The sequence below is a fragment of the Amphritea sp. genome (assembly GCF_050300915.1).
In the GTDB taxonomy this organism is placed as follows: Bacteria; Pseudomonadota; Gammaproteobacteria; order Pseudomonadales; family Balneatricaceae; genus Amphritea.
On the sequence record NZ_JBNKYN010000001.1, the window covers coordinates 74,347 to 93,981 of the forward strand.

Genomic DNA, 19,635 nt, shown 5'->3' on the forward strand with positions numbered 1-19,635 from the left:
GGGAGGGCCGAAGCCATCCCACCTGTTTTATTCATTCAGAAGCGGTTATCCAACGCGATAGTTAGGCGCTTCTTTAGTAATACTGACATCATGCACATGGCTCTCAGCCATACCTGCACTGGTGATACGTACAAACTTAGGTACTGTGCGCATCGTCAGGATATCCGGGCTGCCGGTATACCCCATAGAGGAGCGCAGACCACCCACCAGCTGATGCACAACACCACCCATCGGACCTTTACAGGCAACCCGACCTTCAATACCTTCCGGCACCAGTTTTTCGGCACCTTCGGAGGCATCCTGGAAGTAACGGTCTGAAGAGCCAGAGGTCTGTGCCATCGCGCCCAGTGACCCCATGCCACGGTAAGACTTGTAAGCACGGCCCTGGAACAGTTCAACTTCACCCGGCGCCTCATCCGTACCCGCCAGCATAGAGCCGATCATCACCGCCGATGCACCTGCGACAATCGCTTTGGACAGATCACCGGAGAACCGCACACCACCATCGGCGATACAAGGCACTCCGTAAGGCTCAAGTGCTGCAGCAACATTGGCCACGGCGCTGATCTGTGGAACACCCACACCGGCAACAATACGTGTGGTACAGATAGAACCCGGACCGATACCGACTTTAACGCCATCGGCACCCGCTTCTGCCAGTGCAACAGCGGCCTCAGCAGTCGCAATATTACCACCGATAACCTGAACATTAGGATAAGTCTGCTTCACCCAGGCAACCCGATCAATAACACCCTTGGAGTGTCCATGGGCGGTATCAACAATAATCACATCGACACCCGCTTTAACCAGAGCATCAACACGATCTGCAGTTTCAGCCCCCGTACCTACCGCAGCACCGACGATCAGACAGCCTTTACCATCTTTCGCCGCGTTTGGATGAGTCGAGGCTTTATTCATATCCTTAACGGTCATCATACCGCGCAGGGCAAACGCTTCATCGACTACGAGAATTTTTTCAATACGGTGTTTGCGCAGCAGATTGCGAACATCATCAGGGTCAGCCCCTTCCAGAACCGTTACCAGACGCTCTTTAGGGGTCATAATAGAGGCAACAGACGCATCCAGTTTCTTTTCAAAACGGGCATCACGGCCAGTGACGATACCAACCAGTTCGCCATTATCAACAACGGGGAAACCAGAGAAGCCAAGACGCGCAGACAGCGCGTTCAATTCACCTACGGTCATATCCGAAGTACAGGTCACCGGGTCACTGACAACACCCGCCTCATACTTCTTAACCAGACGGACCTGTTCAGCCTGTTTCTCGATGGTAAGATTTTTATGGATAATACCAATACCACCTTCCTGAGCCATAGCAATGGCGAGGCCGGATTCAGTAACGGTATCCATAGCAGCAGAAACAAGAGGGATGTTCAGGGCGATGCCTTTGGTCAGGCGTGTCTTTAACGAAACGTCTTTAGGCAGAACCTCGGAGTAACCGGGAACCAGTAGAACATCATCAAAAGTGAGGGCTTCTTCAGCGATTCGCAACATGGGTGAGATTGCCTGTAGTGTCTAAAAAAATAAGACGCGGGATTATAGCCTTTTGTCGAACCTTCGACAATCAAAATAGATTAATCCCAACCATTTTTATTCATTTCGTTAATTATGCCAAACGGTCATTACAAAGCGGTGATCGGTTGGTTTAAGATGCGCACTATGCAACCTTACTCACACCCCCAATATTCGACCAGCAACAGTCCGGCAAACAGCGCTCTGAGCGTTACCGAACTGAATCGCCAGGTAAAGTCCCTGCTGGAAAGCTCATTCCTGACAATACATGTGGAGGGAGAGCTGTCCAACGTGGTTAAAGCCAGTTCCGGACACTGGTATTTCACCCTCAAAGACAGAGACGCGCAGGTGCGTTGTGCGATGTTCCGCAACCGCAATCAATACCTGAAATATCAGGCCAAAAATGGTGACAAGGTGGTGGTCAGGGCCAAAGTCAGCCTTTATCCGGGCCGTGGCGACTACCAGCTGATCTGTGATTACATGGAAGAGAGCGGAGTTGGCTCACTGCAGCAAGCCTATGAAGCGCTCAAGCTCAAACTGCAACAGCAGGGGTTGTTTGATCCGGCGTTTAAAAAACCGATCCCGGCTCACCCGAAATATCTGGGCGTAATCACCTCGCCAACCGGCGCGGCAGTTCACGATATCCTCACCGTACTTAAACGCCGTTTTCCCTCACTACCCGTAATACTGTTCCCAACCGCCGTGCAGGGGAATGAAGCGGCTGCGCAGATCGCCAATGCTATCCGCCTGGCGAATGAAGATGGTCGTTGCGATGTATTAATTGTTGGCCGTGGTGGCGGCTCTCTGGAAGACCTCTGGCCATTTAACGAAGAGATCGTGGCACACAGCATCTTTGACAGTGAAATACCGGTTATCAGTGCAGTGGGCCATGAGACCGATGTATCTATCGCCGATTTTGTTGCGGATCTGCGCGCCCCGACCCCATCGGCAGCCGCAGAGCTGATCAGCCCGGATCAACAGCAAATACTGCTACGCCTGCAGCAGATTCAGCAGCGTTTGATGCAGGCCTGGAAGCGCAGTCTTCAGCAACGCCAGCAGCAACTACAGTGGACCCGCACCCGACTGCGCCATCCAGGGGATAAACTCCGAGAGCAGGCGCAAAAACTCGATGACCTTGAACTGCGGATGCAACGCGCTGTCAGACATATCGTTGAAGGCAAGAAACAATACTACTCTCAGTTACAGCAACGCTATCTGCGCTGCTCACCGATGCCCGTCATCACCTCAGAGCAACGACGGATGAATGAGCTGCAACGCCGCTTAACTGCGCTGATGCAAAACAGCCTGAAGCAAAACTCGCTGAAACTCAGCGGCCTGGCGGCCACACTCAACAGCGTCAGCCCACTGGCCACCCTTGACCGGGGTTATGCTATTGTTCAGGACGAAACGGGCAAAGTGGTACAGGACATTAATGACTTAACTGTCGGAAAAAACGTTGAGACACGACTGAGTAATGGCCGTTTTTTAAGCTCGGTCACTCAGGTTATAAAGGAGTAAAGACCCCCTATGCGCCTCGTTAGTTTTATATTTACACTGTTATTCAGTTTCTCAGCTGCCGCCATTGAACTGCCGCAGGAGTCCCGGGTACCCGGAGGTATCGCCCTGATTCCACTGACCGGCCTGACCAGCGCAACCGCGCCATCAGCCTGGTACCGGGGCAACCGCATTATGGTTTTACCCACTCAGGATACAGCCTACGCCCAACAAGCCCCCTGGATCGCGGTGATCGGCATTCCGCTGTCAGCCAAACCAACCGAGACCCAGCTAATGAAAGCGGATGGTGAGAGTTTTCCGTTCCAGGTTCAGGGTAAGGAGTATGAAGAGCAACACCTGACCGTCACCAACAAACGTCACGTTAATCCAAACGAACAGGATCTGGCCCGTTATAAACGCGAAAAAGCAGAGATGGTTGCCGCATTCAAAACCTGGAGCACCCCCACTCTCTCCAGCGTGAATTTCAAGCTGCCAGCAAGCGGGCGTTTCAGCAGCCCGTTTGGGCTCAAGCGGTTCTTTAACGAACAACCCCGTAACCCCCACAGCGGTCTGGATATCGCGGGTGGACAAGGCGGCGCTATCAGCGCACCGGCACCGGGAAAAGTGGTGGCTGTAGGCGAGTATTTTTTCAACGGTAATACCGTCATTGTCGATCACGGTTATGGTCTGACCACCATGTACTGCCATATGAGCAGAATTGATGTAAAGACCGGCGATCAGCTGAATACCGGCGACATTATCGGCGCCATCGGCAAAACCGGACGGGTAACAGGCCCTCACCTCCACTGGAGTGTCAGCCTCAACAATACCCGGGTCGATCCGCTTCTCTTTGTTAAAGAGTAGGTGAATATGATAGGCTTCGCGTTCTTAAAACCGAAGCGACAGAGTACTCATGTCTGATATTAAATTTGAAACAAGTGAACAGATCGCCAGCTACGGTATCGGCCGTCAAATGGGCGATCACCTGGCAAACCAGAGCTTTGACGGCGTTGAACTGAATGCGGTAATTACCGGCATCAAGGAAGCATTTGCCGGCGAAGCCCTGAGCATCGAAGGCGAAAAAATCCAGGCTGCATTTAACGAAATCCAGGCTCGCATGCAGGAAAAAGCTGAACAGCTGGCCAAAGAAGCAGCCGCTGAAGGCGAGTTGTTCCTGGAAAAAAATGCTCAGCGTGAAGAAGTATTTGTGACCGATTCCGGTCTGCAATACGAAATTATCACTGCCGGTGAAGAGGGTGGCGAAAGCCCTACCCGCGAATCCACTGTTCGCACTCACTACCACGGCACGTTTACCGACGGCAAAGTCTTCGACAGCTCTTACGACCGTGGTCAGCCAGCTGAATTCCCTGTCGGCGGCGTGATTGCTGGCTGGACTGAAGCACTGCAACTGATGACTAAAGGGGCCAAATGGCGTCTGACTGTTCCTTATCAGCTGGCATACGGTGCTCAGGGTTCTCCTGGTGGTATCCCGCCTTACTCAACACTGGTATTTGATGTAGAACTGCTGGATATTCTCTAAGCACTGCTTAGAAGAACTTAGTCCAATCCGGTTAAGCTAACCACAGCTTAACCGACAGAGACCGGCAGCGTTCCCGCTCCGGTCTTTTTTATGGAGAGCTATAATGCAACTGAATCTACAGATCTCCGGCAGCGGAGCCCCTCTGATCATTATGCACGGTCTGTTTGGCACGCTGCTGAACTGGAGTGGTCAGATCAAAGCACTGTCTGAGCATTTTACCGTCTACGCGGTTGATCTGCGCAACCACGGACGCTCTCCCCATGCAGATAAAACCAGCTATCCACTGATGGCTGACGATATTCTCGAACTGATGGATCAGCAAGGTCTCGAAAGCGCTCATATTCTGGGCCATTCAATGGGTGGCAAAGTCGCCATGCAACTGGCACTGAACCATCCGCAACGGGTCAACAAACTGATCATCGTAGATATTGCCCCGGTACAATACCCCAACCATCACGGCGATGTATTTACCGGCCTGAACGCCGTCGACCTCGGCAGCCTGACATCCCGCGCAGAGGCCGACAAACAGCTGAGCCAGTATGTTGATGAACTCAGTGTCCGGCAATTCCTGCTCACCAACCTGTATCGCACTGAAGAGAAGCGCTTTGCCTGGCGAATGAATCTGCCGGTGCTGGAAAGTTGCTACGATGAGATCAGTAAAGCCCCTAGCGGTCCCGCTTTCGAAAAACCGGTGTTGTTTATCAAAGGCGAAAACTCAGACTACATCACCGCAGACTATCGTGAGCAGATACTCAGCCTGTTTCCCAAAGCCGAATATCGACTGATACAGGGCAGTGGTCACTGGCCCCACGCCGAGAAGGCTTCGATTTTTACCCGATTAGTCTTAAATTATCTGACGAAGTGAATCCAACAGCAGGCAACAGAGCTGAAATCTCCCCCTGAAGAGGGTCAGATGCAGAGTGTTCGATAAAGCATCAGATTCGATTGGCCAGAGCAGGATTGATCTGAAGAGATCAGGTGAACATTGTTAAATCAGTGACAAAATCTAACGACCCCAGAGAGAGTACTGACATGTACTCTCAGCAAACATGACGCACAGTAAGGCAGAAATTAGAAGTCATAGGACAGCCCCATACCCAAGCGCCCGTTGACACTACCCAGCCATAAGCCAGGGTCTTTCCGGTCTTCGGAGTTAAGGCTATAAAGCGCGTATATTCCGGACGACACCCGCACCAGCATAAACTGACCGGTATCGACACTCAAACCTGAACCATCTTCCCGTACCAGCGGCTGGAATGCACCTGAAAAATCAGCCCCTGGTTCAACATGCTCTTCTGACTGAGCAGACTGTTGCGCTTCGCCTTGCTGTATTTCATCGCCGCTAATTACGCCCGAAATCATATCCATTAAGCCGTCCAGTCCGGCGCAGTTTCCGCTACAGGGCAGCAGCAGAAGGAGGGACATTACTGGAATCAGATATCTGTTCATAGCCTTACACCTATTAAAAGCTAATGAAGTTTCAATCAATTCACGTGTTGTTAGCCCCCCCAGGCATCAAACCTCTATACAAACGCTCGTTTGATCACGTTACGCACAGAAGGTAACACAGCTCAACTGTATAAAAAGTGATCTTAATCAGTTTATGCCAGTTAAATTACCCAATCTGGGTAATAGATAACAACCTGTTCCACAATGACGACAGAGCTCTTAATTCAGGTGTATTTGATTAGAATCAGCTGGCATTTCATCTATGGTTTTGCCCTTTTTACAAGCCTTTATTATAAGCCTGTGAGTAAACACCGTCCTTTAACCTGCATGAACCGGTTTCGCGGTAAAACAGCTGGCAAGTGCCACGACCAGAAACATCCAACCCGGGCTTTACAGGACTTTATTACAGGCACAAAAAAAGCATGTCATTACGACACACCTCTGATTATTACGTTGGTAGCGGGGGCCAGATTTGAACTGACGACCTTCCCGAGCGTTTATAAAGAACCGAGCCCGACGCTTTCTTTCCATCAGTATAAATCACTGAATTTCAGGCACAAAAAAAGGCATGTCTTTACGACACACCTTTAATTATTACGTTGGTAGCGGGGGCCAGATTTATTCATAACAGCCTGTTGGCTGTTATGCCCCTTCGGGCTTCGACGCTTCGCGTCTCGATGCAAGTTGTGCTCTAAGCACAACTTGTGAACTTCGTTCTTCATCCGTCCCTTACAACATTAAATAAAAAAGGGGACACCTTTCGGTATCCCCTTTTTTATTTAATAGTGGTAGCGGGGGCCAGATTTGAACTGACGACCTTCGGGTTATGAGCCCGACGAGCTACCAGGCTGCTCCACCCCGCATCAACGTGGGGCGTATACTACAGATGAGTTACCCTCTTGGCAAACGTTTTATTAAATTAATTACAATAGTTCAGCTGACAGCCTGTTTTCAGCTAAGAAAACAATCTCTCTCTGAACGTTACACCTGTACAGGCCTTCTCACCCACTAACACCGGCCGCATCTAAAAATGAATATCCTCTGAGAACATAAAATCTTCAGTAAAAAATGCTGACGATTAAGTCTGCGGCGGATTAGGAATCGCTGTTGAATTTAAAGGAAATACGGGTATCTACCTATAAAACTCCGATAGAAAAATCCTCTGCCTGAATTAATTTATGCCACAAAAAACAGCTATATCTGGCCAGTCCCTATCGATTTCCCTGGTTGACTTGCCCTATTACCGCGACTAATGTTGACCGTCAGCACGCCCCAAAAAGGTATCGCTGAAAGGATAAAAATCCCGGCCTATCCGCCGGAACAATAACAACAATATATTCGCACCTGGCTGTGATCCGGCTGAGGTGAAAGGTAATCATCATGACCGACCACGTTTCCCTGTGGCGCACTCCCCTGTGCCGATCTCTACTGTCTGGCTGTGCATCTCATCGCTGCCAACCTGTATCACCCTATCTGATAGCTCGCTCCCCAACGGTTTCGATTATTTCGCCACACGGCGTCTGAACCTCCGTTACCTGTCGTTTATTGTCTGATTCGTTCTGAGCCAGAGCATATAACTGTTGCCGTTCAGAACCGGGAGCTATCAACATGAAAAATACCGTTTCACTGCAGGATAAGTGGGAAAAACAGAGCGGACGGGTCTACCTGACCGGTAGTCAGGCACTGGCGCGCCTGCCCATGTTACAAGCCGCACGGGATAAACAGGCCGGACTGAATACAGCCGGGTTCATCTCAGGCTATCGGGGCTCACCTCTGGGCAACTTTGACAAAACCCTGTGGCAGATCCGTGACCACCTGCAAGCAGCCAATATTGTTTTTCAGCCGGGCGTTAATGAAGATCTGGGGGCAACCGCCGTGTGGGGGTCACAACAGGTCAACATATTTGAAGGTGCCCGCTACGATGGCGTTTTCGGCCTCTGGTATGGCAAAGGTCCGGGGGTTGACCGTAGCGGTGATGTACTGAAGCATGCCAACGCTTTCGGTACCTCAGAGTATGGTGGAGTACTGGCGGTTGCCGGTGATGACCATGCCAGTAAATCCTCGACCCTTCCCCATCAGAGCGATTACGCCTTTATGGATGCGATGATTCCGGTGCTCTATCCCTCCGGGATTCAGGAGATGCTGGATTATGGCCTGTATGGCTGGGCAATGTCCCGCTTCAGCGGCTGCTGGGTGGGGCTGAAAGCGCTGGCCGAGGTAATGGATTCAGCCATCTCAGCCAATCTTGATCACCAGCGACTGGAGATCAGCCTCCCCGAACACTTCGAGCGCCCCGCAGATGGCCTGAATGCCCGCTGGCCGGATAAACCACTGCAACAGGAAGCGCGACTGCACCGCTACAAAATCGCGGCAGCACAGGCGTTCTGCCGCCACAACCAACTGGATAAAATCGTTATCGATACCGCTCAGCCGCGCCTGGGTATTGTCACCACCGGTAAGTCTTATCTTGATGTCTTGCAGGCCCTGGAAGATCTGGGTATCAGCCACGTGCAGGCCGCCGGGTTGGGTATCCGGTTATACAAAGTCGCGATGCCCTGGCCGCTGGAACCCGAAGGGGTCTATGAGTTTGCTGAAGGTCTGGAAGAGATTCTGGTCATCGAAGAGAAACGCGGCCTGATCGAAGATCAGCTGAAGGAGCAACTCTACAGCTGGCAGGACCGGCATCAGAGTGCTCGTCCCCGGGTGGTGGGTAAGAAAGATCAGTTGGGCAATGAGCTACTAACCAGCCTGAGCGAACTGACACCGGCGATGATCGCCCGGGCGATTGCCGCACGTGTCGCCCCCTTCCACAACAGTCAGCAGATCGCTGACCGCCTCACCTTTCTTAGCGAAAAAGAGTACCAACTGGCACAGCCGCGTGCCCTGCTGGAGCGCACTCCACACTTCTGCTCCGGCTGCCCCCATAACACCTCTACGGTGGTGCCTGAGGGCAGCCGTGCACTGGGCGGTATCGGTTGTCACTATATGGCCACCTGGATGGACCGTGGCACCGACACCTTTACCCAGATGGGCGGCGAAGGCGCGACCTGGATCGGTCAGGCCCCCTTCACTGATAACAACCATGTATTCCAGAACCTCGGCGATGGAACCTACTTTCACTCGGGCCTGCTGGCGATTCGTGCGGCGATCGCCTCCAGCGCTAACATCACCTATAAAGTGCTGTACAACGATGCCGTCGCCATGACCGGGGGGCAGCCCATTGATGGCCAGCTGACAGTACAGCAGATTACCCACCAGCTCTATGGTGAAGGTGTCCACCGTATCGCTGTGGTCAGCGATGAACCGGATAAATACCCCAGCCGTTCTGAATTTGCCGATGGGGTCACCTTCCACCACCGGGATGATCTGCAGGCGGTGCAGATGGAGCTGCGGGAGATCCCTGGCTGCACCGCGATGGTGTATGACCAGACCTGTGCGGCGGAGAAACGTCGGCGCCGTAAACGCAGTGAGATGACCGACCCGCAAAAACGGGTGGTTATTCATCAGGAGATCTGCGAAGGCTGCGGTGATTGCGGCGTGCAATCCAACTGTTTGTCGCTGCTGCCCAAAGAAACCGACCGTGGCCGCAAACGCGCTATCGATCAGTCCGCCTGCAATAAGGATTTCAGCTGTATCCGCGGCTTCTGCCCCAGCTTTGTTACCGTCAAAGGGGGCAAACTGCGTAAACCCGAACCACTGGGTAAAGAGCGTCATTTCCCGCAGCTGCCCATGCCGCAGCTACCCGGTTGTAGCACGCCCTACAACATCCTGCTGACCGGCGTTGGTGGCACTGGGGTGGTGACCGTCAGCGCCCTGCTGGGGATGGCGGCGCATATCGAAGGTAAAGGTACTGGGGTGCTGGATCAGATAGGCCTGGCACAGAAATTTGGCGCGGTAATGAGCCATATCCGCATCGCCGAGTCTCAGGAACAGATCCATACGGTGCGTATTCCGGCGGGTGAAACCGATCTGATGATCGGCTTTGACCTGATGGTAGGGGCCAGCGAAGAGGCGCTGGGCAAGCTGGATCGGCAGCGCAGCCAGGTGGTGATCAATAATCATGAAACCATGCCTGCGGCGTTTACCCGAGACCCCGATCTGCAGGTACCCACCGCAGAGATGGAGCAGGTAATCCGTGACAGCGCCAAACCTCTGAGCAGCTTCTGTCTTGATGCAACCACCCTGGCCACGCAGCTACTCGGTGATGGTATGGCGGTTAATCTGTTCTGCATCGGCTATGCCTGGCAAAAAGGGCTGATCCCGCTTGAGATGGATTCAATCGGGCAAGCGATCGAACTCAATGGTGTGGCGGTTGCGGCCAATAAAGAAGCGTTCCTCTGGGGACGCCGTGCAGCGCACAACCTGCAGCAGGTTGAACAGATCACTTCCCCGGCCAGTGATGTTCAGACGGTGCGGATAATGCCCGGGCTGGAAGAGGTGATTCACCGGGAGATGCAGCACCTTAACCAATATCAGGGAGCTGCCCTGGCGCATCGCTATCAGTCACTGGTGCAGAACGTCGCTGACACGGAAAAGCAACTGGGCAGAGGGAACACCCTGAGCCTGGCCGTTGCGGAAAATTACAGCAAGGTGCTGGCCTATAAGGATGAGTATGAGGTTGCCCGACAGCTGACATCCAGCCACTTCCGGCAGCAACTTGAAAGCCAGTTTGAAGGAGACTTTGAACTCGAATTCAATCTGGCACCGCCGCTGATCTCGCGGATCAACCGCGCTACGGGGCGCCCGGTCAAGCGCCGCTTTAGCGAAAAAATCATGCCGCTGTTTCGTCTGCTGGCCAGCCTCAGACCTTTGCGGGGCACCCCCCTGGATCTGTTTGGTTACAGTGCTGATCGCCGTCTCGAACGACGACTGATCCGCGAATACGAGCAGGATATTCAGGCGCTACTGCAGAATCTCAGTGTGGACAATCTGCAGGATGCGATTGAGCTGGCCCGGCTACCCTCTGTGATTCGCGGCTATGGACCGGTCAAGGAGCGCGCCTATGAGCAAGCGCAAATCCAGCGACAACAGCTTCGGGAGCAGATCCTTGAAGCGCACAGCAGCGCATCCCAGGCAACTGTTTAATAACAATAAAACCCAGCATTATTCAGGAAAACCGTTATGTCCGTTTTTAGTCATGCCGAATTTGATAACCATGAGCAGGTTGTCTTCTGTCACGATGAGATCACTGGCCTGAAGGCCATTATCGCCATCCATAACACCAACCGCGGCCCCGCATTAGGGGGCTGCCGGATGTGGCACTACAGCAGCGATGAGGAAGCCCTTAACGATGTGTTGCGCCTATCCAAAGGGATGACCTATAAGTCGGCCCTGGCCAATCTCGACCTGGGCGGCGGTAAGTCGGTGATCATCGGCGACCCGCGCAAACATAAAACCCCGGAGCTGCTGGCAGCGATGGGACGTTTTCTGGAGCACACCGGCAACCGCTATATTGCGGCAGAGGACTCCGGCACGTCGGTACCCGATCTGCAGGTGATGGCACAACACACTGGCAATGTGGCCGGCATCACCGAACGTACCGGTATTGATGGTCTGCCCTGCAATGGCGATCCCTCCCCTGCTACCGCTTATGGCACCTTTATCGGTCTGAAAACGGCGGTGCAGTATCAACTGGACCGCACCGATCTGACAGGTCTCAAGGTGGCGATTCAGGGAGTGGGTAATGTCGGCTACCGGCTTGCCGAACAGCTCCATCAGGCGGGTGCACAGCTGTTTGTTACCGATATCCATCAGCAACAGGTAACCCGTGCAGTCGAAGAACTGGGTGCTATCGCCGTCAGTCAGAATGAGATTCTCTCTCTGGATGTGGATGTGATCGCCCCCTGCGCCCTGGGTGCCGTGCTCAATGATGAGTCGATTCCGCTGATCAAAGCAAAAGTGATTGCCGGTGCGGCCAATAATCAGTTGGCGTCACAACGCCATGATCTGATGTTGCGTGAGCGTGGCATTCTCTATGCCCCGGATTACGTCCTTAACGCGGGCGGCATCATCGATATTTTCTATGAACGTATCGGTCATCAACACACTCAGGTGCGCGCCCATATCGAGACCATCGCCGACACCCTGTGCGAGATATTCCGTCGGGCCGATGCCCAGGATCGTCCAACCGGGGAGATCGCCAATGAGCTGGCCGAAGAACGCATTAATCAGCCACGTGCGGCACACTAACCTGTAAAAACAACTCAGCCCATCACCGATGGGCTGGCTCTCTCTGACATAAAAATAAGATCTGGAGAAAATCAATGACTGAACTGGTTCAGAACCCGGCACTGGATGCCACTGCCGACAACACCGGCAAAGACCACCCGATGTGGTCATCCCGCATGGCGTTTATCCTGGCTGCCAGCGGCTCGGCCGTAGGGCTGGGAAATATCTGGAAATTCCCCTATATCACCGGTGAAAATGGTGGCGGAGCATTCGTTCTGGTATACCTGCTGTGTATCGCCCTGATCGGTATTCCAATTATGATTGCGGAGGTGATGATCGGTCGCCGTGGCGGTCGCAGCCCGATCAACAGCATGCGCAACCTGACCCGGCGGGATGGTCTCTCCAACCGCTGGATCTGGATCGGGGGAATGGGGATGCTGGCCTCGATTCTGATCCTGTCTTTTTACTCGGTGATCGGTGGCTGGGCGCTGGCCTATATTGGCAACTCCGCCAACGGCCTGTTTGTCGGCGCCAGCACCGCAGCGATTGGCACGATGTTCAGCAGCCTGCTGGCCGATCCCTACACTCTGCTGTTATGGCATTCGGTGTTTATGCTGCTGGTCATTTTGATCGTCGCCCGCGGTCTCAGCTCTGGTATGGAGAGAGCGATCAATATCCTGATGCCGCTGCTGTTTGTTCTGCTGCTGGTGATGGTGGGTTATGCCATGAGCACCAACAGCTTTGCCGAGGGTTTTGCATTTTTGTTTCAGCCAGACTTCTCCAAACTGACCACCGCCGGTGTGCTCACGGCACTGGGACACGCTTTCTTTACTCTCAGCCTGGGGATGGGGGTAATGATGGCTTACGGTTCCTACCTGCCGAAACAGGTTTCCATCGTGAAAACGGCAGTCACCGTCTCCGTTGTCGACACCCTGGTGGCCTTGCTGGCAGGTCTGGCGATCTTTCCGCTGGTGTTTGCCAACGGTCTTGAAGCGGGGGCAGGCCCGGGACTGATCTTCCAGACCCTGCCGATTGCGTTTGGCCAGATGAGCGGCGGTATATTGTTTGGCAGCCTGTTCTTTATCCTGTTGGTTGTCGCAGCCATTACCTCGGCAATCTCGCTACTGGAGCCTCTGGTAGAATGGTTTGAAGAACAAAAGGGAATCAGCCGTCTGAGCGCCACCCTGATGGGCGGCATCAGTATCTGGGCGCTGGGGATCCTTACCATTCTGTCGCTGAATGTGTGGGCAGATGTTCATCCGCTGGGCATGTTTGAACGCTTTGCCGGAAAGACCTTCTTCGATCTGTTCGACTACGCCACCGCCAACCTGATTATGCCGTTAGTCGGCCTGGCAACCGCGCTGTTTGTCGGCTGGTTTATGGCAAAACCGGCCGCCAAAAATGAATTTGATATGGGCAACGGCCTGGCTTACCAAAGTTTTATGTTTGTTATCCGTTTTATCACGCCGGCAGCAGTACTGGTGGTGTTTATCTACAACCTGAGTTGATAGTCCCGCTATCACCGACAAAAGCCCTGCCGACGCAGGGCTTTTTTGTTCACGCCTTGATATTTTTTACACCTCTCTCCCCATTTATCCCGGGCCGGACAAATAACCATAAAAAAAATATTGAATTATTTTGCCCCGTTCAGATTCATGTCAGCTTTGTCAGCAAGAATGTCCCTGACACTTAAACAGGGGACAGCAAATGTATATCTTGCGCTACCAGGAAAACGATCTGAATACAGCAAATCTGTATCTCAATCAGGGCCTGATCTCAAAGATCAGTTCGCTGAATCCCTCAGTTATCAGCATCACCGGTGCCTTTGAACCTGAGCGTCAGCGGGTCGTTGATTTTATAAAGAATATCTACAAGCAGAGTTATAACGCCGATATCAACGTTACCTACCCGATGATTATGTCGGTGCGCAATGCGGATGATGAGATTCTGGCGGCTGTCGGTGTCCGTTATGCCGATAAAGAAGCGTTGTTTCTGGAACAGTATCTGGACCAGCCGATTGAGAACGTGCTGGACTGCGAGCGTGCGCAAATCATCGAGATAGGCAATCTGGCATCCGCCGGTAAAGGCGCATCGGCCTTCCTGTTTGCCGCGCTGGCGTCCTATCTGGAAAACCAGAAAATCCGCTACGCCACCATTACCGGAACACAGTTCCTGCACCGTTATTTCAAACGTACCGGACTGAATCCCAAAGAACTATGCCGCGCCCACTTAAACAATATCAGTGAGCAGGATACCGATTGGGGTACCTACTACGATACTGAACCCCGGGTACTGGTGGGCAATGTTAATACCGGCGTTGCACGCCTGAAAGCACTGTTCGGTGCTGATTTCCGGGAGTGCCGACCACGTTTATTTCCCCGTCTCCACTTCAAAGCGGAACACTAAACCATGATATTCAAGAGCATCAATCAACATGCACCAGGCAAAATCGCCCTGCAGGACGCGCAGCAAACGGTGTATTACCGTGACCTGAAAGCAGAGATTGCTGACCGGGCAGAACAGCTTAGCCAGGTGTCGACTCTGGCCATCGCTCTGGATAACAGCGTTGACTGGGTGCTCTGGGATCTCGCAGCCCTCAGTGTCGGGGTCGTCTGTGTACCGATTCCACCGTTCTTCAGCCCGGAGCAGAGAGACCATACACTCTCCCAGGCGGCGGTATCTCACATTATTTCACCTGATGGTCTGGTGGCAACCGGAATACAGCACACAGTTGCGTTGCCCGAAACGACAGCCAAAGTCACCTTTACCTCGGGTACCACCGGCCAGCCTAAAGGGGTTTGTCTGCCGCAGCGGGCCATGGAAAATGTTGCCCACAGTATCGAGCAGGTGCTGGGGCAGGACTTTGTCGGCACCCATCTGTGCAGTCTGCCGCTGGCGGTATTACTGGAAAATGTTGCCGGGGTGTACGCCGCGCTGATCGCCGGCTGTACCATCCGTCTGCCATCCCTCACGGCGTTTGGCCAGAACTATGACGGCCTGCATCAGCAGATTGCCGAAACCGCAGCGACATCGATCATTCTGGTACCTGAAGTACTGCGTATCCTGCTGGCTCAGATTGCGCAAAAGGGACCGCTGCCCTCGCTAAAATTCATCGCCGTGGGCGGTTCAAAAACCGATGCCAATCTGATTCAGATGGCGCGTCAGATGGGACTACCGGTGTATGAGGGGTATGGCCTGTCAGAGTGCGCTTCGGTGGTGTCACTGAATACACCGGACAATGACCGTCCAGGCAGTGTGGGCAAACTGCTCCCCCATGTAACGGCAAGCGTTGAAGCGGGAGAGATCAACATTCATAACCCCGGTTTTCTCGGTTACATCGGCCAGAGCGCGACAGGCAGCTTCAACACTGAAGACCTGGGTGCTCTGGATGCAGAGGGTTTTCTCTCCATCACCGGACGGAAAAAGAACGTTCTGATCACCTCCTATGGCCGCAATATCTCCCCCGAGTGGGTGGAAGCCTCTCTGCTGTGTCAGCCGGAGATCGCTCAGGCGGTTGTCTACGGCGATGCGCAACCGCATCTGAGTGCGCTGATCGTGCCGGTGTCAGTAAACGCCGATATCCAGCAGGTCATTCTGAAAGCCAATACGGGGCTACCGGAATATGCGCAGATCAGAGATTACCGTCTGGCGGAGCCGTTCACCCTTGCCAACGGCCTGCTGACCGGCACAGGCCGCCCCCGGCGGGCAAAAATATTAGAACGGCTTAACCAACTCTAATTTCAAATCATCAACTTATGCGCACAGAAACCTATTCTCGCAAAAACTTCCGTACTCAAAAACGTACAAGGAGACACTTTATGACTTTTTTTGATCTGTTGATTCAGGAAACCGAAGCCGAACGTGCAGAGCTCTATCAGGTACCCCAGCTGACCAATGCCCTCCAGGGTAAGATCACCCAGGAAGCCTATCTGGCCTACCTGACCGAAGCCTTTCATCATGTGTCTCATACGGTGCCATTTCTGATGTCGATGGGCGCCAGACTGCCCGCCAATAAACTGTTTCTGCAAAAAGTGATTGCCGAATATATCGAAGAGGAGATCGGCCATGAAGAGTGGATTCTCAACGATATCGAAGCGGTCGGCGGTGACCGGAAGACGGTGCGCAACAGTACGCCAGCGCTGGAAACACAGGTACTGATCGCTTACAACTACGACTATATCAACCGCAAAAATCCGGTCGGCTTTCTGGGTATGGTGTTTATGCTGGAAAGCACCTCAATCGCCATCGCTAACAAAGGTGCGGATGCGGTTAAACAGTCACTGGATCTGCCAGAGCAGGCGTTCTCCTATCTTCACTCCCACGGTGATCTGGATATCAGTCATATGCAGTTCTTTGAAAAAACGTTGGAAAAAATAACCGACCCCAAAGACCAGGCAGCCATCATCGAAGTGGCTAAAAACACCTTCCGCCTGTTTGCTAATGTGCTGCGCACTATCCCTTTTGAGGGGGTGAAAGATGTCGCTTAAAGGGAAAAGCATCTTTATTACCGGGGGGACCGGAGGCATCGGTGCCCCCCTGGTCAAACTGCTGCGGGATGCAGGCGGGGATGTCATTGTATTCAACCGCCAGGAGTCTGGCGATCTGAGTGACAATATCGACGGTATCTGCCACACCCTGTCCCATCTGGCGCCGGATATTCTGATCAATATGGCAGGCTACAATGAGTGCGCGCACTGCGAAGACCAGCATCTGAGCGAACTTATCGACCTGAACCTGACCGTGCCGATGCGTCTGTCACAGGCGGTGCTGCCGGCAATGAAACAACGCAATACCGGGCAGATCATCAATGTGGGGTCAATGATGGGCATTATTCCCCTGCCCTATTATTCCGGCTATGTGGCCGCCAAAGCAGGTATTAAGGCGTTTTCCGATTGCCTGCGGCGAGAACTGTGTGATACCGGAATCAGGGTAACGCTGATCGCTCCACGGGCGGTGCAAACCCGAATGAATCAGGGGATCAGCAGCGAGATTAACAGTCAGACCGGCACTGCCTATGATCAGCCGGAGGAAGTCGCTCAGCGGATTTTCGACGCCATCCTGCTTGGCGAAAAAGAGGTCCGCTTTGGCAAGCCTGAACGTTTCTTCGCCTTTATGAATGCGAACTTCCCTTCGGTTGTGGATAAGGGATTACGCAAGAATGTCAGGGTTGGCGAGGCGATTTTTAAACATCACAAGACAGAATCAGCAAAAAAACTATCAACTGAGTTAAATAACGCAACCTGACTGTATCTTTTGGGTTAGCGCAACAGAGCTGCAGCCCGATAGTCCAGACAGATAACCTTTGAGGTCAACATGATGAAACATAAACTCCTGATATCGGTTGCGGTAATGAGCCTCTACCTGCCCCTCTCTACCTCGTTTGCCGCTCAGGCGGGCCAGCAAGAGATGCTGCAGGATGTGGCAGCGCTGCAATCTGAATGGGCCAGAATCAAATACCAGGTAAGCGATGAAAAACTCCAGCTCTCTGCTATCGAGAAGCTGGAGCAGCAGGCTGAACAGACCTCAGCCAAATATGCCGATTTTGCCGAACCCAAAATCTGGCAGGGTATTATTCTCTCCACCGATGCGGGTATCGTGAAGGGTTTGTCTGCACTGGGTAAAGTAAAAGAAGCTAAAAAACTGTTTGAAGCCTCTCTGGAACAGAATCCAACGGCACTGAACGCTTCAGCCCATACGTCGCTGGGTTCACTCTACTATCAGGTGCCCGGCTGGCCCATCGCCTTCGGCAGTGACGACAAAGCGGAGCAACATCTTAAGGCGGCCCTTGAAGTGAATCCCGATGGTATCGATGCCAACTACTTTTACGCTGACTTCCTGATGGAAAGCAAACGCTATGACGAAGCTAAACACTATTTTGAGAAAGCTCTCTCAGCCAAACCCCGCGCCGAGCGCCCGATAGCTGATGCCGGACGTCGGCATGAGATCGAACTGGCCATGGCAAAACTTGCCGGACTGAAAAAGTAATCTCCCCCTCTGCTATTTATCATTTCCCCATGATAAACCCAAAAAATCCCGGCAAATTCCGCCGGGATTTTCATCTCTACTCCAACCTGACAAACGTCTTACTATGTTGGCGTTTATAACCAGGTCTTCACGTTGAAGGGAACTGAATCACCACTTCAAAGCCATCGCTACGATGGCGGGCGGGAGAGTAAAATGTCAGCGTTCCCGAGCCGTGTTTAACAAAGGTATCGACAATCGCCAACCCCAGTCCGGTGCCTTCAGACTGATAACTACCACGCTCAAAACGGTTGGTCAGACGCTGTAACTGATCCCCGGGCAAAATGGCGCAACTGTTGACCACATGCAGGGCATGATCGCTATCACTGAAGATCTCCACCGGTTGCTGTGGCGTGCCATAACGCAGAGCATTTTCGATCAGATTGCGCAGAATAATGGCGGCGGCATCCATATCCATCGGCCACTCAAGAGAGTGCAGGCTGGCTTCATCACAGATTATCGGCAGGTCTGTCTGAGTACCCCGCTGATACTCCTCTATCAAAAAGGCGAGCAGCGTCATTACACTGGAGGTTTCACCACGGCGAAGCACCGACGCATCCGCCCGGGAGAGTTGTAACAGTTTTTCTGAGAGCCGTTGTAACCGTTTTAAGCCCCGTTCCAGCTCTGCCGCCCGCTGTTGGGTATCGATATCTTCAGAGACGGCAAGCAAACGCTGGGTCTGCGCCAGCAAAGAGGCTACGGGCGTGCGCAGCTCGTGGGCACTATTGGAGGCAAACTCCCGCTCGGCATAGATCGCCTGGGATATTTTCTGCATCAGCCCATTCAGTGATGCAGTGATCGGCAGTAGCTCCTGCGGCTGATGGCGGTGGTCAAACAGGGTCAGGTTCTCACTGCCCCGCTCGCTGATATCCCTGTTCAGCCTGAACAGCGGCATCAGAGAGTTGCCCACCAGCCACCACACCATAAAACCGGTCACCGGTATCACCAGCAGCAGCGGGACCAGAAACCCCCACAGGCTCTCCATTACCGCCTCTTCGCGGTGATCGAGTGGTTCTGCGACCTGAACAAAAAAATCACCATTGTGGATGCTCTCGGTATAAACCCGGAAGCCTTCCAGATCCTGAAACCCATCCACCAATAACTCACTGAAAGGACGTTTAGCAATATCATGGGAAAAATGGGTTACATGGCCATCTTTAGCGCGAATCTGATAGAGAAAATAGCTTTCGTTTTCCGCCTCGGCAACCGGAGGGGTCTGATCACTGTTTTTCGTTTCATCGCCATCGCTGCCATCCTGAAGCGCCAGAGGGATCAGACGTTTGGCATTCTGCACCAGCGCGTCATCCAGCACTTCATTAATTTCATCATTGAAGACATAGGCTGAATAGCCACTGGAGCCCAGCCAGATCAGCGTCACAATAGAGACTATCGAAACCACCAGCCGGCGTTTAATACTGCGGTGTCTCATC

General features: G+C 53.0%; 15 protein-coding genes and 1 tRNA gene. 12 read left to right on the plus strand and 4 right to left on the minus strand.

All coding sequences use genetic code 11. The features are described 5' to 3' along the window. Positions 1–45: 45 nt before the first annotated feature. Positions 46–1,515, minus strand: coding sequence for an IMP dehydrogenase (guaB, locus tag ACQY8X_RS00355; RefSeq protein ID WP_428033153.1), 1,470 nt, complete (start codon positions 1,513–1,515; stop codon positions 46–48). A 165-nt stretch (positions 1,516–1,680) separates the two neighbouring features. Between guaB and xseA the strand changes: the two genes are divergently transcribed. From xseA to ACQY8X_RS00375, 4 genes are all read left to right on the plus strand, one after another. Next, positions 1,681–3,051 (plus strand): exodeoxyribonuclease VII large subunit, encoded by a 1,371-nt coding sequence (gene xseA / locus ACQY8X_RS00360; RefSeq protein ID WP_428033154.1) that lies wholly within the window; start codon positions 1,681–1,683, stop codon positions 3,049–3,051. A gap of 9 nt (positions 3,052–3,060) precedes the next feature. Further along, positions 3,061–3,891 (plus strand): peptidoglycan DD-metalloendopeptidase family protein, encoded by an 831-nt coding sequence (locus ACQY8X_RS00365; protein ID WP_428033155.1) that lies wholly within the window; start codon positions 3,061–3,063, stop codon positions 3,889–3,891. A gap of 49 nt (positions 3,892–3,940) precedes the next feature. Continuing rightward, entirely contained in the window at positions 3,941–4,567 is a 627-nt protein-coding gene (locus tag ACQY8X_RS00370) for an FKBP-type peptidyl-prolyl cis-trans isomerase (RefSeq protein WP_428033156.1), read from the plus strand. Positions 4,568–4,670: 103 nt separating this feature from the next. Beyond that, entirely contained in the window at positions 4,671–5,432 is a 762-nt protein-coding gene (locus tag ACQY8X_RS00375) for an alpha/beta fold hydrolase (RefSeq protein WP_428033157.1), read from the plus strand. 206 nt (positions 5,433–5,638) lie between these two features. Here the strand turns inward: ACQY8X_RS00375 and ACQY8X_RS00380 are convergent, their stop codons facing one another. Further along, positions 5,639–6,016, minus strand: a complete 378-nt coding sequence (locus ACQY8X_RS00380) for a hypothetical protein (protein ID WP_428033158.1) — start codon at positions 6,014–6,016, stop codon at positions 5,639–5,641. Positions 6,017–6,802: 786 nt separating this feature from the next. Then, positions 6,803–6,879: transfer RNA gene (locus ACQY8X_RS00385), tRNA-Met, on the minus strand. Positions 6,880–7,624: 745 nt separating this feature from the next. Between ACQY8X_RS00385 and ACQY8X_RS00390 the strand changes: the two genes are divergently transcribed. The 8 genes from ACQY8X_RS00390 to ACQY8X_RS00425 all read left to right on the plus strand — a co-directional run bounded on the left by ACQY8X_RS00390 (position 7,625) and on the right by ACQY8X_RS00425 (position 18,169). Beyond that, a complete protein-coding gene (locus ACQY8X_RS00390) occupies positions 7,625–11,101 on the plus strand; it encodes an indolepyruvate ferredoxin oxidoreductase family protein (RefSeq protein WP_428033159.1) in 3,477 nt (1,158 codons plus the stop codon). 36 nt (positions 11,102–11,137) lie between these two features. Then, complete coding sequence (locus ACQY8X_RS00395; protein ID WP_091357764.1) at positions 11,138–12,205, plus strand: Glu/Leu/Phe/Val dehydrogenase dimerization domain-containing protein; 1,068 nt, start codon at positions 11,138–11,140, stop codon at positions 12,203–12,205. Between the two features lie 74 nt (positions 12,206–12,279). Beyond that, positions 12,280–13,692, plus strand: a complete 1,413-nt coding sequence (locus ACQY8X_RS00400; RefSeq protein ID WP_428033160.1) for a sodium-dependent transporter — start codon at positions 12,280–12,282, stop codon at positions 13,690–13,692. Between the two features lie 199 nt (positions 13,693–13,891). Then, positions 13,892–14,590: a thermostable hemolysin gene (locus ACQY8X_RS00405; protein WP_428033161.1), complete on the plus strand. Its 699-nt coding sequence runs from the start codon at positions 13,892–13,894 to the stop codon at positions 14,588–14,590. Between the two features lie 3 nt (positions 14,591–14,593). Further along, positions 14,594–15,922, plus strand: coding sequence for an AMP-binding protein (locus ACQY8X_RS00410; RefSeq protein WP_428033162.1), 1,329 nt, complete (start codon positions 14,594–14,596; stop codon positions 15,920–15,922). An 80-nt stretch (positions 15,923–16,002) separates the two neighbouring features. After that, complete coding sequence (locus ACQY8X_RS00415) at positions 16,003–16,671, plus strand: TenA family transcriptional regulator (protein WP_428033163.1); 669 nt, start codon at positions 16,003–16,005, stop codon at positions 16,669–16,671. Beyond that, positions 16,661–17,428 (plus strand): SDR family NAD(P)-dependent oxidoreductase, encoded by a 768-nt coding sequence (locus tag ACQY8X_RS00420; protein WP_428033164.1) that lies wholly within the window; start codon positions 16,661–16,663, stop codon positions 17,426–17,428. The genes ACQY8X_RS00415 and ACQY8X_RS00420 overlap by 11 nt, the downstream gene beginning before the upstream one ends. A gap of 72 nt (positions 17,429–17,500) precedes the next feature. After that, a complete protein-coding gene (locus ACQY8X_RS00425; protein ID WP_428033165.1) occupies positions 17,501–18,169 on the plus strand; it encodes a tetratricopeptide repeat protein in 669 nt (222 codons plus the stop codon). A 127-nt stretch (positions 18,170–18,296) separates the two neighbouring features. Here ACQY8X_RS00425 and ACQY8X_RS00430 read toward each other — a convergent pair whose 3' ends face one another. Then, positions 18,297–19,634 (minus strand): ATP-binding protein, encoded by a 1,338-nt coding sequence (locus ACQY8X_RS00430; protein ID WP_428033166.1) that lies wholly within the window; start codon positions 19,632–19,634, stop codon positions 18,297–18,299. Position 19,635 lies beyond the last annotated feature (1 nt).

Bases quoted from the DNA above. Each gene is read 5' to 3' on its own strand.
- ACQY8X_RS00390 (WP_428033159.1), top strand. From the start codon at position 7,625: ATGAAAAATACCGTTTCACTGCAGGATAAGTGGGAAAAACAGAGCGGA.
- guaB (WP_428033153.1), bottom strand. From the start codon at position 1,515: ATGTTGCGAATCGCTGAAGAAGCCCTCACTTTTGATGATGTTCTACTG.
- ACQY8X_RS00415 (WP_428033163.1), top strand. From the start codon at position 16,003: ATGACTTTTTTTGATCTGTTGATTCAGGAAACCGAAGCCGAACGTGCA.
- ACQY8X_RS00395 (WP_091357764.1), top strand. From the start codon at position 11,138: ATGTCCGTTTTTAGTCATGCCGAATTTGATAACCATGAGCAGGTTGTC.
- ACQY8X_RS00430 (WP_428033166.1), bottom strand. From the start codon at position 19,634: ATGAGACACCGCAGTATTAAACGCCGGCTGGTGGTTTCGATAGTCTCT.
- ACQY8X_RS00410 (WP_428033162.1), top strand. From the start codon at position 14,594: ATGATATTCAAGAGCATCAATCAACATGCACCAGGCAAAATCGCCCTG.
- ACQY8X_RS00365 (WP_428033155.1), top strand. From the start codon at position 3,061: ATGCGCCTCGTTAGTTTTATATTTACACTGTTATTCAGTTTCTCAGCT.
- ACQY8X_RS00405 (WP_428033161.1), top strand. From the start codon at position 13,892: ATGTATATCTTGCGCTACCAGGAAAACGATCTGAATACAGCAAATCTG.
- ACQY8X_RS00380 (WP_428033158.1), bottom strand. From the start codon at position 6,016: ATGAACAGATATCTGATTCCAGTAATGTCCCTCCTTCTGCTGCTGCCC.
- ACQY8X_RS00375 (WP_428033157.1), top strand. From the start codon at position 4,671: ATGCAACTGAATCTACAGATCTCCGGCAGCGGAGCCCCTCTGATCATT.
- xseA (WP_428033154.1), top strand. From the start codon at position 1,681: ATGCAACCTTACTCACACCCCCAATATTCGACCAGCAACAGTCCGGCA.
- ACQY8X_RS00400 (WP_428033160.1), top strand. From the start codon at position 12,280: ATGACTGAACTGGTTCAGAACCCGGCACTGGATGCCACTGCCGACAAC.
- ACQY8X_RS00420 (WP_428033164.1), top strand. From the start codon at position 16,661: ATGTCGCTTAAAGGGAAAAGCATCTTTATTACCGGGGGGACCGGAGGC.
- ACQY8X_RS00425 (WP_428033165.1), top strand. From the start codon at position 17,501: ATGAAACATAAACTCCTGATATCGGTTGCGGTAATGAGCCTCTACCTG.
- ACQY8X_RS00370 (WP_428033156.1), top strand. From the start codon at position 3,941: ATGTCTGATATTAAATTTGAAACAAGTGAACAGATCGCCAGCTACGGT.